11 protein-coding genes are annotated in these 14,715 nt (G+C 66.9%); all 11 read left to right on the top strand.

Annotation, left to right across the window (positions count from 1 at the left end):
- Window positions 1-79: 79 nt before the first annotated feature.
- Entirely contained in the window at window positions 80-385 is a 306-nt protein-coding gene (locus U1769_RS20080; RefSeq protein ID WP_332719605.1) for a hypothetical protein, read from the top strand.
- Window positions 382-1,095 (top strand): cellulose synthase operon protein YhjQ/BcsQ, encoded by a 714-nt coding sequence (locus tag U1769_RS20075; protein ID WP_332719603.1) that lies wholly within the window; start codon window positions 382-384, stop codon window positions 1,093-1,095. Before U1769_RS20080 ends, U1769_RS20075 begins: the two co-directional genes overlap by 4 nt.
- Window positions 1,092-5,465: a UDP-forming cellulose synthase catalytic subunit gene (bcsA, locus tag U1769_RS20070; protein WP_332719601.1), complete on the top strand. Its 4,374-nt coding sequence runs from the start codon at window positions 1,092-1,094 to the stop codon at window positions 5,463-5,465. The genes U1769_RS20075 and bcsA overlap by 4 nt, the downstream gene beginning before the upstream one ends.
- Complete coding sequence (locus U1769_RS20065) at window positions 5,462-8,797, top strand: cellulose biosynthesis protein BcsC (protein ID WP_332719599.1); 3,336 nt, start codon at window positions 5,462-5,464, stop codon at window positions 8,795-8,797. Before bcsA ends, U1769_RS20065 begins: the two co-directional genes overlap by 4 nt.
- Window positions 8,797-9,246 carry a cellulose biosynthesis protein BcsD gene (gene bcsD, locus U1769_RS20060; protein ID WP_332719596.1) on the top strand — a complete coding sequence of 150 codons (450 nt, stop codon included), beginning with the start codon at window positions 8,797-8,799 and terminating at the stop codon, window positions 9,244-9,246. The genes U1769_RS20065 and bcsD overlap by 1 nt, the downstream gene beginning before the upstream one ends.
- Before the next feature lie 22 nt (window positions 9,247-9,268).
- Entirely contained in the window at window positions 9,269-10,255 is a 987-nt protein-coding gene (locus U1769_RS20055) for a family 8 glycosyl hydrolase (RefSeq protein WP_332719594.1), read from the top strand.
- Between the two features lie 124 nt (window positions 10,256-10,379).
- Window positions 10,380-10,628 (top strand): AbrB/MazE/SpoVT family DNA-binding domain-containing protein, encoded by a 249-nt coding sequence (locus U1769_RS20050; protein WP_332719592.1) that lies wholly within the window; start codon window positions 10,380-10,382, stop codon window positions 10,626-10,628.
- Window position 10,629: 1 nt separating this feature from the next.
- Window positions 10,630-11,034: a type II toxin-antitoxin system VapC family toxin gene (locus U1769_RS20045; protein ID WP_332719848.1), complete on the top strand. Its 405-nt coding sequence runs from the start codon at window positions 10,630-10,632 to the stop codon at window positions 11,032-11,034.
- Window positions 11,035-11,103: 69 nt separating this feature from the next.
- On the top strand, window positions 11,104-12,018 hold the full coding sequence (locus U1769_RS20040) for an AraC family transcriptional regulator (RefSeq protein ID WP_332719590.1): 915 nt from the start codon (window positions 11,104-11,106) through the stop codon (window positions 12,016-12,018).
- A 202-nt stretch (window positions 12,019-12,220) separates the two neighbouring features.
- Entirely contained in the window at window positions 12,221-13,570 is a 1,350-nt protein-coding gene (locus tag U1769_RS20035) for an MFS transporter (protein WP_443030433.1), read from the top strand.
- Between the two features lie 154 nt (window positions 13,571-13,724).
- Window positions 13,725-14,669 (top strand): 3,5-dioxohexanoate:acetyl-CoA acetone transferase, encoded by a 945-nt coding sequence (gene kce, locus U1769_RS20030; RefSeq protein WP_332719585.1) that lies wholly within the window; start codon window positions 13,725-13,727, stop codon window positions 14,667-14,669.
- The last annotated feature ends 46 nt before the right edge of the window (window positions 14,670-14,715 follow it).

Raw genomic sequence — 14,715 nt, 5'->3', positions numbered from 1 at the left:
ACGTTTCGGCAACGGAACGTCTGGCGTTTGTCCTACCAACGGACCTCCTCAGGCGCGGCGTGGAACAGTGGGATCAGTAATGCGCACAGACGTCACTTCGCTCCTCGACAAGCTCGAGCGGCCGGATTTCCGCTATCGCCAGTTCGCTGACGCCATCGCCGATCTCGAACCCTGGCCCCTGTTCGAGGCGTTGCTCGCCGATGAGCGCGTGACAGGCAAGCGGCGCCGGGGCGACGATGCCGCCGTGCGCGACGACGCCGCTGGTTTCCTCGCCGGCTATGATGGTACGGCCGGAACACGCGGCGGCGACGTCCGCCAGGCCGAGGATGGCCTGCGCGCCTTCCTGCAGACCCTGTCCGATCAACCGGCAGACCATCGCTCATGACGTTGATCCTGTGCCATTCGCCGACCGGCGGCGTGGGGACGACGTTCCTCGCAGCCCATCTTGCGCTGGGGCTGGCCGAGCGGGGCCATGACGTCACCGCGATCGACTTTACCTATGCCGATGCGCTCAAGCTGTTCTTCGGGCTGAGGCCGGTCCAGCAACTGCCGCGCATGGGCGAGCCGAACGACGACAAGATGGTGGTCGATGGCGTCACCTTGCTGTCCGGGCATGCCATGTCGCGCGCGCCGAGCTTCGCCGAGGCGATCGGCAGCGGGCGCGGGGCGTTGTTCGGCACCGGCCGGGTGGTGATTGCCGATGTTGCATCGGCCGATATGGAGCTGAAGCAGCGCCTGTTGCCCCATGCGGCGCTGCATCTTTGCACGCTGATGCCGCGCCCCGCCTCGCTGGCGGCGCTGGCCAAGATTGATCCGGGCACCGCGACGATCGACCTGGTCGGGACGGCCTTCGTGCTCAACCATGTCGATGATACGCGCCGGCTGTCGCGGCACAGCAAGATCTTTCTCAGCGAACTTTTCGGCGACGGGCTGGTCGCCGCGGTGCGGCGTGACGAGGCCGTCAACGAGGCGCTCGCATCGTTCCAGTCGATCGCCCGCTACGCGCCGCACAGCGTGGTCCTGCCCGATCTGCGCGCCATGGCGGCAGCGGTCGAGCAGCGCTGCGACCTGATCCCGGCGGAGTCGGCAGAGTGACAGTCGCTGCGCGGGCACTGCAATGGCTGATGCTGATCGCCGCACTGGCGATGACGCTGATCGTCGTCACCGTTCCGCTCGATGTTGGGGGGCAGTGGAGCTTCGCGGTGGTCACCATCGTGGCGGCGTTCCTTCTGGCGCGCGCGCGCTCCAAGCGGGCGCTGCTCTCGCTGGCCATCCTGACGGTCGTCGCATCGACCCGCTACGTGTTCTGGCGCACCACTGCGACGCTCGAATTCGACAGCCTGCTGGGCGCGATAGTGGGCATCGGCCTGTATCTGGCGGAGCTCTACGCCTGGCTGATCCTGGCGCTCGGCTTCCTCCAGACCGCCTGGCCGCTGGAACGCGAAGCCGTCGAGCTGCGCGGCACGCCGGAGGAATGGCCAACCGTCGACGTCTATATCCCGACCTATAACGAAAGCATCGACATCGTCCGCACGACCGTGCTCGCGGCGCTCGATCTCGATTATCCGGCGGACAAGTTCCGGGTCTATCTGCTCGATGACGGGCGCCGCGCCGCGTTCCGCGCCTTCGCTCATTCAGTCGGCTGCGGCTATATCACCCGCTCCGACAATCATCACGCCAAGGCGGGCAATCTGAATGCCGCGCTGGCGCGGACCGACGGCGGGCTGATCGCGATCTTCGATTGCGATCACGTGCCGACGCGCGCGTTTCTCCAGATGACGGTGGGCTGGTTCCAGCGCGATGCGAAGCTCGCGCTCGTGCAGACGCCGCATCACTTCTATTCGCCCGATCCGGTTCAGCGGAACCTCGGCACCGTGCGCGAGCTGCCGGGCGAGGGCGATCTGTTCTACGGCGCGGTGCAGAAGGGCAATGATCTGTGGAACGCCGCCTTCTTCTGCGGCTCCTGCGCGATCATCCGCCGCGCGGCGCTCGACGATATCGGCGGTTTCGCTTTCGAAACGGTCACTGAGGACGCGCACACCGCGCTGAAACTGCAGCGCCGGCGCTGGGGCACTGCCTTTCTCGGGGTCAGGCTGTCGGCCGGGCTCGCGACGGAGCGCCTCGTTCTCCATATCGGCCAGCGCATCCGCTGGGCCCGGGGCATGACTCAGATTCTGCGCATCGACAATCCGCTGACCGGCCGCGGCCTCAGCTGGCAGCAGCGGCTTTGCTATTTCAATGCGATGCTGCACTTCCAGTTTCCGCTGCCGCGCATTGTCTTTCTCACCAGCCCCCTGGCTTATCTGATCCTGGGGCAGAACATCATGCACGCCTCCGCTTCGATGATCTTTGCCTATGCCGCGGCCCATCTCTATTGTTCGCAGGTGTCGAGCGGCATTCTCCAAGGCGGCGACCGGCGACCCTTCTGGGGCGAGATCTACGAGACGATCCTCGCCTTCCACCTCGTGCGACCGACCGTCCAGACGTTGCTCCGTCCGCATGGCGGCAAGTTCAACGTGACGGACAAGGGGGCGCTGCTCGACAAGACCTATTTCGATCGCTCCACCGTCCGGCCGCATCTGCTCTGCATCGCGCTGCTCGTCTTCGGGGTCGCGTTCGGCTTCGTGAAGCTCCTGTTCTTCCCGCTCTATTTCAACATCCAGGCGGATTCGCTGATGTTGAACACATTGTGGGCAAGCTTCAGCCTGGTCATCCTGCTCGCCGCCGTCTCAGTCGGGCTGGAAGCGCGCCAGACCCGCGAACATATCCGCATCCCGGTCCGGCTGATCGCGACGCTCTATTTTTCCGACGGCCATGTCATCGATGCCCCGACCAACGATCTTTCGATGGGCGGCCTTTCGGTGGCCGTTCCAGCGGGTGTCTCGCTGCTCGACCGGACGATCACCCATGTCGCCCTGCCGATGGGGGACGAGATGCTGACTCTGCCAATCGATCTGCTGCGGTCCACCGGCGGCACCGCGACGATGCGCTTCAAGGAACTCGACATGCTTCAACGCCGCCAGCTCGTCCGCTCGATCATGGGGCGCGCCGATGCCTGGCAGAGCGCTGAACCGCGGCCGCCGGTTTCCGTCCTGCGGTCGTTGCGCGACGTCCTGAAGGTCGATCTGGTCACGCTGAAGCGGTTGCTCAGGCTGAACCGGGCTGAACGGCGCAACGAGAAGCGGCTGCGGGTCTCGGGCGCGGTCGCGACTGCCACGGCAGCGGCCGCCCTGCTGATCGCGGTCAATCCGGCCGACGTCCGGGCACAGCCCACGCAACGCGCCGCGGCCAGTGCACCGGCGTCCGCGCCTGCCCCTGCCGCTACCCCTGCCTCTGGGGCCGGCGTGCGCAACCAGCGCCTGACTTTCCGCGACCTGCAGGTGCGCTCCGCCATCCGGCTCGCCGGCACCCGCGGCGAAATCGGCATCCCGTTCGGCATGCGCGCCAATGAAGTGGTGACGGGCGCGACCCTGAATCTGTCGATGGCATGGTCGCCTGCCATGCTCGGTGATCTCAGCCAGCTCGTGGTGATGCTCAACGGCGAGGTCGTGCGGACCATCGCGCTGACCCCCGATGCCGCCGCCGGCCAGCGGCTCGCGATCGCGGTCAACCCGGCGCTGTTCCTGCCGGGCGACAATTCGCTCAACCTGCGACTCGTCGGCCATTACGCCCGCGATTGCGAGGATCCGTTCCACAGCGCCCTATGGGCGAACATCAGCAATGTCCGCTCCGGGCTCGATCTCACGATCCAGACGCTGCCGCTCGGTCCTGATCTCGCGCGGCTGCCGTCCCCTTTCTTCGACCGGAGCGACAATCTGCCCCTGACGCTGCCGTTCGTCTTCGCCTCGGCGCCGCGCAACGGGGAGCTTGAAGCGGCGGCGAGCATCGCGGGATGGTTCGGCGGCCTTGCAAGCTATCGCGGCTTTGCCTTCAAGCCGGTTTATGGTGGCGTGCCGCGCGGCAACGCGATCGTGTTCGTGCGGCCGGGCATGCGGATCGGCGATTTCGTTCCCACGATCGGCGGTCCTTCGGCGCTCATCATGCGCAATCCGCTCGATTCCTATGGGGAGCTGCTGCTCATCATGGGTCGCGACGATCGCGAGTTGAAGCTCGCGGCGGCCGCGCTCGCCATCGGGCGCGGCACGACGGGTGGCGTGCGCGCCGCGTTCGATGGGGTGCGCATTCCGACCTATGCCCGTTACGCTGCGCGGCGCTGGCTGCGTTCCGACCGGCCGGTACGGTTGGGTGAGCTGGTCGATCCGGTTACGCTCCAGGGGCTCGGCCTGCCGCCCGGCCCGCTGACGACCGGCTTCCGCGCCGCGCCCGATCTGTTCTTCTGGCCGCGCGGGGGCGCAAAGCTCGATCTGCGCTATCGCTATCCTACTGCGGTCTGGCTCGATCAGCGCGCCTCGCGGCTTGATGTGTCGATCAACAATCAGTTCTTGAGGACCCTGCCGCTGACCAGCGACAAATGGTGGGTCTCCCTGCTCGGCAGGACTGAAGGGGCCGATACGCGCCTGACAAAAGCGACGATTGAGCTGCCTAGCTATAATCTGTTCGGCCAGAACGCGCTGACGTTCGATTACAACCTCGTCGTCGCGAACAAGAAGCGATGCGAAGGCACGATGCCGGAAAACGTCCGCGTGGCGATCGATCCGGACAGCAGCATCGATCTGACTCATGCCTATCACGCCCAGCGCATGCCAAATCTGGCCACTTTCGCCAATGCGGGCTATCCCTTCACCGTCAGCCCCGATCTGGCCGAGACGGTGGTCCTGATGGGCGCCGCGCCGGCGCCGAGCGTGGTCGAGGCCTATCTGACGCTGATGGGCCGGTTCGGCGATTCGACCGGAACCCCGGCAACTGCCGTCACGGTCACGCAATCGGTTAACGAAGGCCTGGCTGGCCGTGATCTGCTGGTGATCGGCGGTCTGGAGCTGACGCGTACGGCGCCCGAGCTGTTCGCCAATGCTCCGATTCGCGCCGAGGGCACGCGCCTGCGCGTGATGGAGCGTAACCCGCTGACCCGGGCCTTCGGGCTGTTCTCTTCGACGCCCAGCGATCCGGATAATGCGGACGTCCTGTTGCAGACGACCGATTCCTTCAACGGATTGGTCAGCTTCCGCTCGCCCTTCGATTCGGCCCGCACCGTGGTCGCGGCGATCGGCAGCGATCCGCGCGAGCTGCCGATGCTCGTCCAGGGCCTCGCCGAGCGGCGGATCAACGCCCAGGTGCAGGGCGATCTCGCCGTGACGAGCGGCGATGGCATGCGCAGCTTTGCGGTCGGCTCAAGCTATTGGGCGGGATCGTTGCCGGTATGGATGCGGGTGGCCTGGTGGTTCAGCCAGCGGCCGCTGCTGATGGCGCTTGGCGGGATTCTCGCTGCACTGCTGTTGGGCGGGCCACTCTATCTGTTCTTCGCGCGGCAACAGCGCCGCCGGTTGAAAGAGGCTGAAGGGGCATGATGCGCACCGTCACCATCGCGGCGATCCTTCTCTCAGGTGTCGCCGTTCCGGCGCTGGCCCAGGCACCGGGCGTTGCGGCCCTGCTCGAGCAGGGCCGCTACTGGCAGGGGCGTGGACGCGCCGATCTGGCGCGGCAGGCTTATCGCCGCGCGCTCGCGCTCGATCCGGCCAACGCGGAGGCGCGGCGCGCTTTGTCGACCGCTGCTCCGGCCCCACGTCCGGCCGCGCCCAAGGCTGAAGCACCGGCACCCCGCGCCGCCCAAACGACGACGCCGGCCAGCCAGCCGGCACCGAGAGCAGCCGTCGCCCCGGTCGATCGCGGCGGCGACGCGCGCGCCGCTGGATTCCGTGCGCTCGACGGCGGCGACCTGGCGACCGCCGGCCGCAATTTCGAAGCGGCCCTGAACCGTAACCGCAACGATGCCGATGCGGCGGGCGGGCTTGGCATCGTCCGGCTGCGCCAGTCGCGCTTCGGCGAGGCTGTCGGGCTGTTCGAGCGGGCGTCGGTGCGCGGCAATGCCGGCAAATGGGCCGAGGCGCTGACCTCGGCGCGCTTCTTCAGTGGCCTAGATGCGGCACGCACCAAGCTCGACGCCGGCGATCTGTCCGGCGCGCAGGCCGATGCCGAGGCGCTGTCGCGCCTGGCGGTGAAGGATCGCGGCCCGGCATTGGCGTTGCTTGCCGATGTCTATGAGCGGCAGGGGCGCTACGCCGATGCCGCAGATCTCGCGCGCCAGGCCGGCGCCGGTGGCGGCAGTGAAGCCCAGCTGGCCAGCCGGGTCATCCGCAATGCGGCGCTGCAGGCGGCGGCTCAGGGCAATACCGTTGAGGCGGAGCAGCAATTCCAGCGCGGCCTGCTCGCCGATCAGGCCGATCCGTGGATCCGGCTTGAATATGCGCGTTACCTGATCGGACGAGGCCGGGCATCGGACGCGGATTCGCTGATCCGGTCACTCCAGACGATCGGGACACCCGATGGGCTTTACGCCGCCGCGCTGCTCAATGGGCAGCTCGATCGGAATGCGGCCGCCCAGCAATTGCTCGACCGGATCCCGCCCAGCCGCCTGACCCCGGCGATGCAGCGCTTCGCGGCGCAGCTCAAAGTCGATGCTGCGGTCAAGCGGGCCCAGGCGCTCGCCGCGCAGGGCCAGGTCGCGTCGGCCGCCGCCGGCCTGCGCCAGCTCGCCGCGACGCCGGGGCTGAGCGCTGCCTCGCTGGCCTCGATCGGCGGCGCGCTCGACGATATGGGCGACACCGCATCGGCCGCGCAGATCGCGCAACAGGCGCTGGCAGCCGGCCCGTCCTCGCCCGACAGCTTCGAGCCGGTCATCCGCATCCTTGCCCGGACCGGTCAGGACGAGGCGGCCGTCACAGCGATCGAACGCGCGCGGCTTGCCGCCCAGGGCACGCCCGACGGCGCGGTCGCGGTCGCGCGGCTCGAAGGTATTCGTGCCGCCGCGCAGGCGGACCGGCTTCGCCTGGCCGGGCAATATGCCCCGGCCTTCGACCTGCTGCAGCAGACCTGGGCCGCCGCGCCCGGCAATGGCGAGGTGCTCGCCGCGCTGGCCCGGCTCTACCAGTCCGGCAACATGCCCTCGCAGGCCGCGCAGACCTATCAGATGGTGCTGGCCGGCAAGCCGCGCGACAAGGGCGCCCTGATCGGCCTGATCGGCACGGCCGGCGCGAATGGCGATCACGGTCTGGCGGTCGCGACGGTCGGGCGCGCGCTGCAATATTATCCGGGCGATTACGAAGTGTATCTGGCGGCGGGCCAGATGGAACAGGCCCGCGGCGATCGCCGCGCCGCCATCAAATATCTGCGCCGTGCCCAGGCCAGCTACGCCGCTCGCAATGGAAGCGCCGGAACGCTCGATCGCACCAATCCGTTCGCTGCGGGCTTGTCGGATACAAACCCGTTCCGGCGGACGTCGGCGCCGCCAGCGCCGGTCATCGCCAATCCCTTCGCGCTGGGCGGCGGCCGCATCGCCGCCGAGCCCGATCCCTATGTCGCGCCCGGAACAGGCCCGGTGCCGTTCAGAGTCGCCCCGGGCTATGGCGCGACGGACGGCGGCGTGGCGGGTGCGTCTATACCCATGCCTGGCGCTGCTCCAGCCTATCCCGCCTCCTACGCCCCCGCTTATCCGGCCATCTCGGGAACCGTTGCGGCGGACCCGGTCATGGCCAAGCTCCAGTCGGACATCACGGCCCTGTCGAGCAACACCGGGCCCCGCGCCGACGTGACCATGGGGTATCGTCAGCGTTCCGGGGAAACCGGGCTGAGCGAATTGCGCGAGCTCTCCGGCACCGCCGGCGCCTCGACCGATCTGCTCGGCGGCCGGATCGGCGTGAGCGCGACGGCGAAGGTAATCGATGCGGGGCGGCCGACTGGCTCGGCGCTCGCCCGATTCGGTCGCAACGCAACGCCCGAGGCAGTCGGCATCGTCGCGAAATTGCCGTCCAACCTGGTTCAGGCGGATACGCAGCATGCCTCGGGTGTCGCCGTCGCGGCTTCCTATGAAAGCCCATGGATCCTGGCCGAAGTCGGCACGACGCCGATCGGTTTCGAGAATACACGCGCCACTTTCGGTTTCACCGCTAAACCGCGGCTGTCGCGCAATGCGAGTGCCCGCGGCTGGGTCAGGCGCGAGGCGGTGACGGAGAGCGTCGTTTCCTATGCCGGTACCCGCGATCCCGTCACCGGGGGGCGCTGGGGCGAGATCATGCGCACCGGCGGCGGGCTTGCACTGTCGTGGGACAAGGGCGGCACCGGATTATATGGCGACGTGTCGGCCTATCGCTATCAGGGGCTCAACGTCATCGAGAATCGCGGCTTGCAAGCCAATGTCGGCGGCTACATGCCGATCGTCCGGGACAGTCGTTCGGTGTTGACTGGTGGCCTCAACCTCAATTGGCAGAACTTCCTCAACAATCAGAACTACTTCACTTATGGCCATGGCGGCTATTTCAGCCCGCAGAGCTTCCTGAGCGTCGGCCTGCCGATCCGCTACAGCTATGATTCGCCGCGGATCGAGGGGCGGCTCGGCGTGACGCCGGGCTATCAGAGCTATGAGCAGGATCGCGCACCGATTTACCCGACCGATCCGGTGGCGCAGGCGGCGCTCGACGCGCTCAAGGCGCAAAATACCGACGTGCGTTCCTATTATGACAGCCTCAGCCAGACCGGCTTCGCCTTTTCCGCGGACGGGTCGCTCTACTACCGGGTGAGTCCATCGACTCAGGTCGGTGGTTCGTTCAGCGTGAACACCTTCGGCAGCTATGACGAATATCGCTCCTCGATCGGCATTCGGCAGACTCTGGGAGGCGAGCGCTGATGGATTCCCCGCGGCCCGGCATCGACGGCGACGGACTGGCCGCGGGCGCGCTGTTGCTCGCCGGACTGGTAGCCGAAATCCGCGCCACCGCGAGCGATACGCAGCGCAACGCCTTGTTGCGCGCGACCGGCGCGCGGATCGCCGCGCTGGCGCCGATGACGGGCGTGGACGATCTGATCGCGCTCACGGGCCGCGTCAACGAGTTCTGGGACCGGCATCACTGCGGCTCGGCGCGCTTCGCGCTGGATGGGGACGGTATCCTCATCACGCATACCGGGCTCCCCATGGCACTCGGCTTGTTGGTCGGCGGCCGCATGGAGATCGTACTGCGTCCGGTGCTGGAAGGCATCTATGGCGGCTGGATGCGACAAATGGGGGCGGGCCCCACCCTGCGTACGCGGACAATCCGCTGGAATGACGCCGAAATAAGGTTGAAACATGGGCGTTGACCGCCGGTACTTTTGTCTTTCCATGGCCGGAACGATTGCCAGCCTGGGCATGGTTGGCTGCTCACGTGCGCAGACTCCACCGACGTCGACACCGGCGCTGCTGCGCTGGCAAGCCTTCAAGACCGCCTTCTTTGCGGCCGACGGGCGTGTGGTCGATACCGGCAATGGCGGCGTCAGCCATAGCGAGGGCCAGAGTTACGCGATGATGCTGGCGGTCGCGGCCGGCGACCGGCCGGGCTTTGACCAGGCCTGGCAATGGACCGAGGCCAATCTCGCCCGACCCGACCTCGCGCTCTACGCCTGGCGCTACGATCCGCGCGCGGCTACGCCGGTGGCCGATCGCAACAATGCCACCGATGGCGACCTGATGATTGCCTGGGCGCTGGCCCGGGCGGGCGATCTGTGGCGCGATGCGCGCTACAGCGATCGGGCGGCGGCGATCCGCGCCGCGATCCTGCAAAAGCTGGTGGTGGTACGGGGTCGCCGGCGCCTGCTCTTGCCGGGGATGGACGGCTTCGCGACGGGCACGCACACGAAGCTCAACTTGTCCTATTACATCTGGTCCGCGCTCGATGATTGCGCGCGGCGCGACGGCGGCGCCTGGCGGCCGGTGATCGCCGATGGCCAGGCGCTGCTGCGCGCAGCGCAGTTCGGGCCCAACCGGCTGCCGACCGACTGGATCGACGTCGGCAACGACGGCACCGTGGCGCCCGCGCCGGACAAGCCACCCTATTTCGGGTTCGACGCGATCCGCATCCCGCTGTACGCCGTTACGAGCGGCCGCGGCGCCCTGGTCAAGCCCATCGCTGCCTGGTGGCGCGGGCTGCTGGCCAAGGGCGCACCGATCCCCGCCTGGATCGACGTGACGACCGGGGCATCGGCGCCCTATCCTCTTTCGGCCGGCGGCATGGCAGTCGTCGATCGCACCCTGGGCAAGGCCAAGCCGGCGCCCCTGTCGACCGACTATTACGCGGCGGCGCTGCAGAGCCTCGTGCCGATGCTCGGCTGAGGGGCCCACTAACGTCACACCTCGGAGAAATGCCTGGTCGTGCGAAAGATACAGATCGGTACTTTGTGTATAACGGGCTTACGCATGTCGTACTAAACTGAAGCCCGCTAGCCGGGAGAATGTCATGAACGCGTACAAGGGCCGCATCGTCTCAGGTGGGCGGCTGCAAATTCCCGCTGATGTTCGCAGGGAGCTTGGCCTGGCCGACGGGGACGGTGTCCGTCTCGAAGTTGTCGATGGCGAACTGCGCGTGCGGTCGTATCAGGCCGTGATCAAGGCAATACAGGCCGAGGTCCGTAAATATGTGCCCACGGATGTCAGCCTTGCGAACGATTTGATGGCAGACCGACGCGCGGCCGCTGCGCGTGAGTGAGATGGTGCTCGATGCTTCGGCATTGCTGACGGTCTTACAGGGCCAGCCAGGTGCCGAGCGGGTAATCGAAGTGCTCCCGGACGCGATCATCAGCGCAGTGAATCTAGCGGAGGTCGCAAGCAAATTACAGGAGCGCGGGATGCCGGACGATCGCGTCACGGCGAATATCGAGGCGCTCGAACTGACGGTCGCGCCGTTCGACGGGCGCCTGGCGATCGAAGCCGGCTTGTTGCGGGCATCGACGCGTTCGGCAGGCCTGTCGCTTGGTGATCGCGCATGTCTCGCCTTGGCCCGATCCCTGGGCGCGACCGCGGTCACGACCGATCGCGCCTGGGAGGCGCTCGACATCGGCGTGCGCAATCGTCCGCTGAACTGGTCCTGCAGACCGGTTCCATCGCATCGATGAAATCGCGATGGACAGGTGGATCTGGACTAATTAGAATTAATCTTCTGAATTAATTACGGATCGTCCAGAATGGATCCCCTTAGCGATGTGATCGCCTTGCTCCGGCCAGGCGCCGCCATGTCCAAGCCGATCAGCGGCCGTGGGCGCTGGGGCGTTCGCTATGCTGCGCACAACGCACCCGGCTTCACGATCATCCTGGACGGCGAATGCTGGCTTTCGTTCGACGGCGATGAGCCGATGCGCGTTCGGAAGGGGGACTTCCTTCTGTTGCCGTCGACGCCGTCCTTCACGCTCAGCAGCCATCCGGGAATCGAGTGCACATTGGGAAATCCGATGGAGGCGCCCGTCCGCCACGGTGAGCAGGAGGGCGACCCCGACTTCGTGTCGCTCGGCGGCACTTTTCGCATCGAACAGGTCAATGCGCCGTTGCTGCTCGCGCTTCTTCCCAGCCTCATCTACATTCCCGCATCGGGCGGCCGCTCGGAGCGGCTGAGCCGCCTTATCGAGCTCATCATGGATGAGTGCGGGCACGACGATCCCGGCAAGGAAATGGTCCTGCATCGTCTTCTCGAGGTGTTGCTCGTCGAAGCCCTGCGGTGGCGCGGGATCGGGGCCGACGATGCCAGAGCAGGGCTGCTGAACGGCATGCGCGATCCGCTGCTCGCGCGCGTTCTCCGCACGATGCATGCGGACGTTCGCGCGAACTGGACGGTGGCGGCGCTGGCGAAAATCGCTGGCTTGTCGAGGTCGGCCTTCGCCGCGCGTTTCGGCGAAGTCCTCGGCTGCGGGCCGATCGAGTATCTGGCGCGGTGGCGGATGGCACTCGCGAAGGACTCTCTCCTGCGCGGGGCCAAGACGCTCGACAGGATCGCGGACGAGATCGGCTATGAATCCGCGAGCGCCTTCAGTACCGCCTTCAGAAAACGCCTTGGCATATCGCCGGGCAAGTTCGCCCGCGCCTCTGCGGAGGCCGCGACGGCCTGATCCAGACTCGCTGCCACTTCAATCCCAATTTCACAACCATGAATTTGCCGCATCCACGGCGATTTCCCTCGAAATCGAGCGCAATCGCTGTAGCCTGAGCCGCATGGCGGCATGAGACCGCCTTTCCCGGAGAGGACAGGCATGGGCATCCCGCAAACAGCATTTTCGCCAGGCTTCCCGCGTGACCGCTGAGCGCGGGAGCATGGCCGTGACGGCGCGCTCCATCGATGTTTCGGCATTGCTCGACGGGCGAAAGCTCACCGCCTTCAACTACCGGCTGATCATCCTGTCCTGGCTGATCACCCTGTTCGACGGGCTGGACATGATGATGGTCTCGTTCACCGCGCCCTATATGCGCGATGAGCTCGGCCTCGACACGGGCATGCTCGGCAATGTCTTCGCCGCCGGGACGGCGGGCATGGTCGTTGGCGGTTTCCTGTTCGCCTATATCGGCGATCGCATCGGTCGGCGTCCGACGGTGATCGTGACTGCGTTCGGCTTCGGGTTCCTGACCGTCGCGACGGCCTTCGCCCAGAGCTATCCCGTGCTGGTGCTGCTGCGCTTTCTCGATGGCCTCGCGCTCGGCGGCATGCTGCCGCTCGCCTGGGCGCTCAACATCGAATTCGTCCCGCGCCGCATGCGCGCGACCGTCGTGACGGTCGTCATGCTGGGTTATGCGCTGGGCAGCACGATTGCGGCGCCGCTGACCAACTGGATTGCGCCGCAACATGGCTGGCAGGCGGTCTATCTCATCGGCGGAACCGGAACGATCCTGAGCGCGATCGCGCTGGTGTTCGGATTGCCCGAATCGATCCGCTTCCTGGTCGGGCGCGGCGGGCAGCCGGACCGGATCGTGGCGACGCTGAAACGGATCGATCCCGCCTTTTCCGGCTCGGCGAGCGACCATTTCTATCTCGGCGACGAAGCCGGGGCACCGGCGAAGTTCCATGTCCGCGCGCTGTTCCGGGATCGGCTGGCAGTGATCACCCCGCTGCTCTGGCTGGGCTATATGGTCAGCAGCATGGCGATCTATTTCAAGGCGTCCTGGGGCCCGCTGGTGCTTGAGGGGCTGGACGTTCCGCGGCACGTGGCCGCCAATGTCTCGGCGATCGGGGGTTTGCTGGGCGCCGTTGCCGGCCTGGCGCTGATGCGCTTCACCGACAAATACGGCCCCGCCGCCGTCGCCTTCTACCCCTTGTTCTCCGCTCCGGTGCTGCTGCTGATCGGGTTCGATGCGGTGCCGGCTCCGCTCTTCGTGCCGAGCTTCATCCTGTCGACGATGCTGGTCAGCGGTGCCCATTTCGGGATCATCTCGATTGCCGGCATCTTCTATCCCAGCAGCGTGCGGGCCAGCGGCGCCGGCTGGGCCGCGTCGATCGGCAAGATCGCCGGCGTCGCGGGTCCACTGCTCGGTGCGGTCGTCCTTTCGAGTCAGCTGCCGCTGCTGCGCAGCTTCGCCTTTCTCGCGATCTGCCCGATCACCCTCCTGTTCTGTGCGCTCGGCCTCGCGGTCGCCGCGCGGACGACGCCGGGAGGGCAGGCCGCGCGCTGACGCCATTCCGCTCGCCACAAGCTTGTGTGCCGGGTCGGATAAGCAGGCGGTGCGCCGATCCGCCAGACCGGATCCGCTCGGCGTCTCGCCCCCGCTGTCGCGGGGGTGTCCGGCGGGCGATCGAAGCTCAATATTCTGTCAGGCGGATCGCGAAATGAAGCAGCAAGGCAAGGCGCGCAAGGTCATCATCACCTGCGCGCCGACGGGGTCGATTCACACCCCCTCGATGTCGCCCTATCTGCCGGTCACGCCGGATCAGATCGCCCAGGCGGCGATCGAGGCGGCCGAGGCCGGCGCGTCGATCCTGCATCTGCACGCACGCAACCCCGCCGATGGCAGCCCGAGCCCGTCCGCCGAGCATTTCATGGCGTTCCTGCCGCGGATCAAGCAGGCGACCGACGCCGTCATCAACATCTCGACCGGCGGCAGCGCGACCATGTCGCTCGACGCGCGGCTCGAAGGCGCGCGGGCGGCTCGCCCGGAGCTCTGCTCGCTCAACATGGGCCCGCTGATCTTCGATTTCAGCGCCGCCGCGGCGCGGGTCGAGACCTGGCAGCACCCATGGGAAAAGCCCTATGTCGAGGGTGCGCGCGATCGCATCATGTATAATGACAACGGCTTTATCGAGCGGATCATGCGCGAGATCGGCCACGCCTTCGGTACGCGCTTCGAATTCGAATGCTATGATATCGGCCATCTCTACACGCTGGCGCATTTCGCTGACCGCAAGCTGATCGAGCCGCCGTTCCTGATCCAGGGCGTGTTCGGCATCCTTGGCGGTATCGGTCCCGATCCGCGCAACCTGGCGCATATGATCACCATCGCCGACAGCCTGTTCGGCGAGGATTATGTCTTCTCGGCATTTGCGGCGGGCCGCAACCAGCTCGGCTTCTGCACGCAGAGCGCGCTGGCCGGCGGCAATGTGCGGGTCGGGCTCGAGGACAGCCTCTACATCGCGCCCGGTGAGCTTGCGCAGAGCAATGCCGATCAGGTGCGCAAGATCCGCGTGATCCTGGAGGCCCTTGGGCTCGCCGTCGCCACGCCGGACGAGGCCCGCACCCTGCTGTCGCTCAAGGGCGGGGACGCGGTCGGCTTCTGATCCGCCTGGAGCGGGATGACTTAGCTAGAAGGAAGCCGATTCCACG

The sequence above is a fragment of the Parasphingomonas zepuensis genome, assembly GCF_036663735.1.
Taxonomy (GTDB): Bacteria; Pseudomonadota; Alphaproteobacteria; order Sphingomonadales; family Sphingomonadaceae; genus Sphingomonas.
Note: the sequence above shows the minus strand (reverse complement) of the source record. Positions and strands in the feature narration are given on the sequence as shown.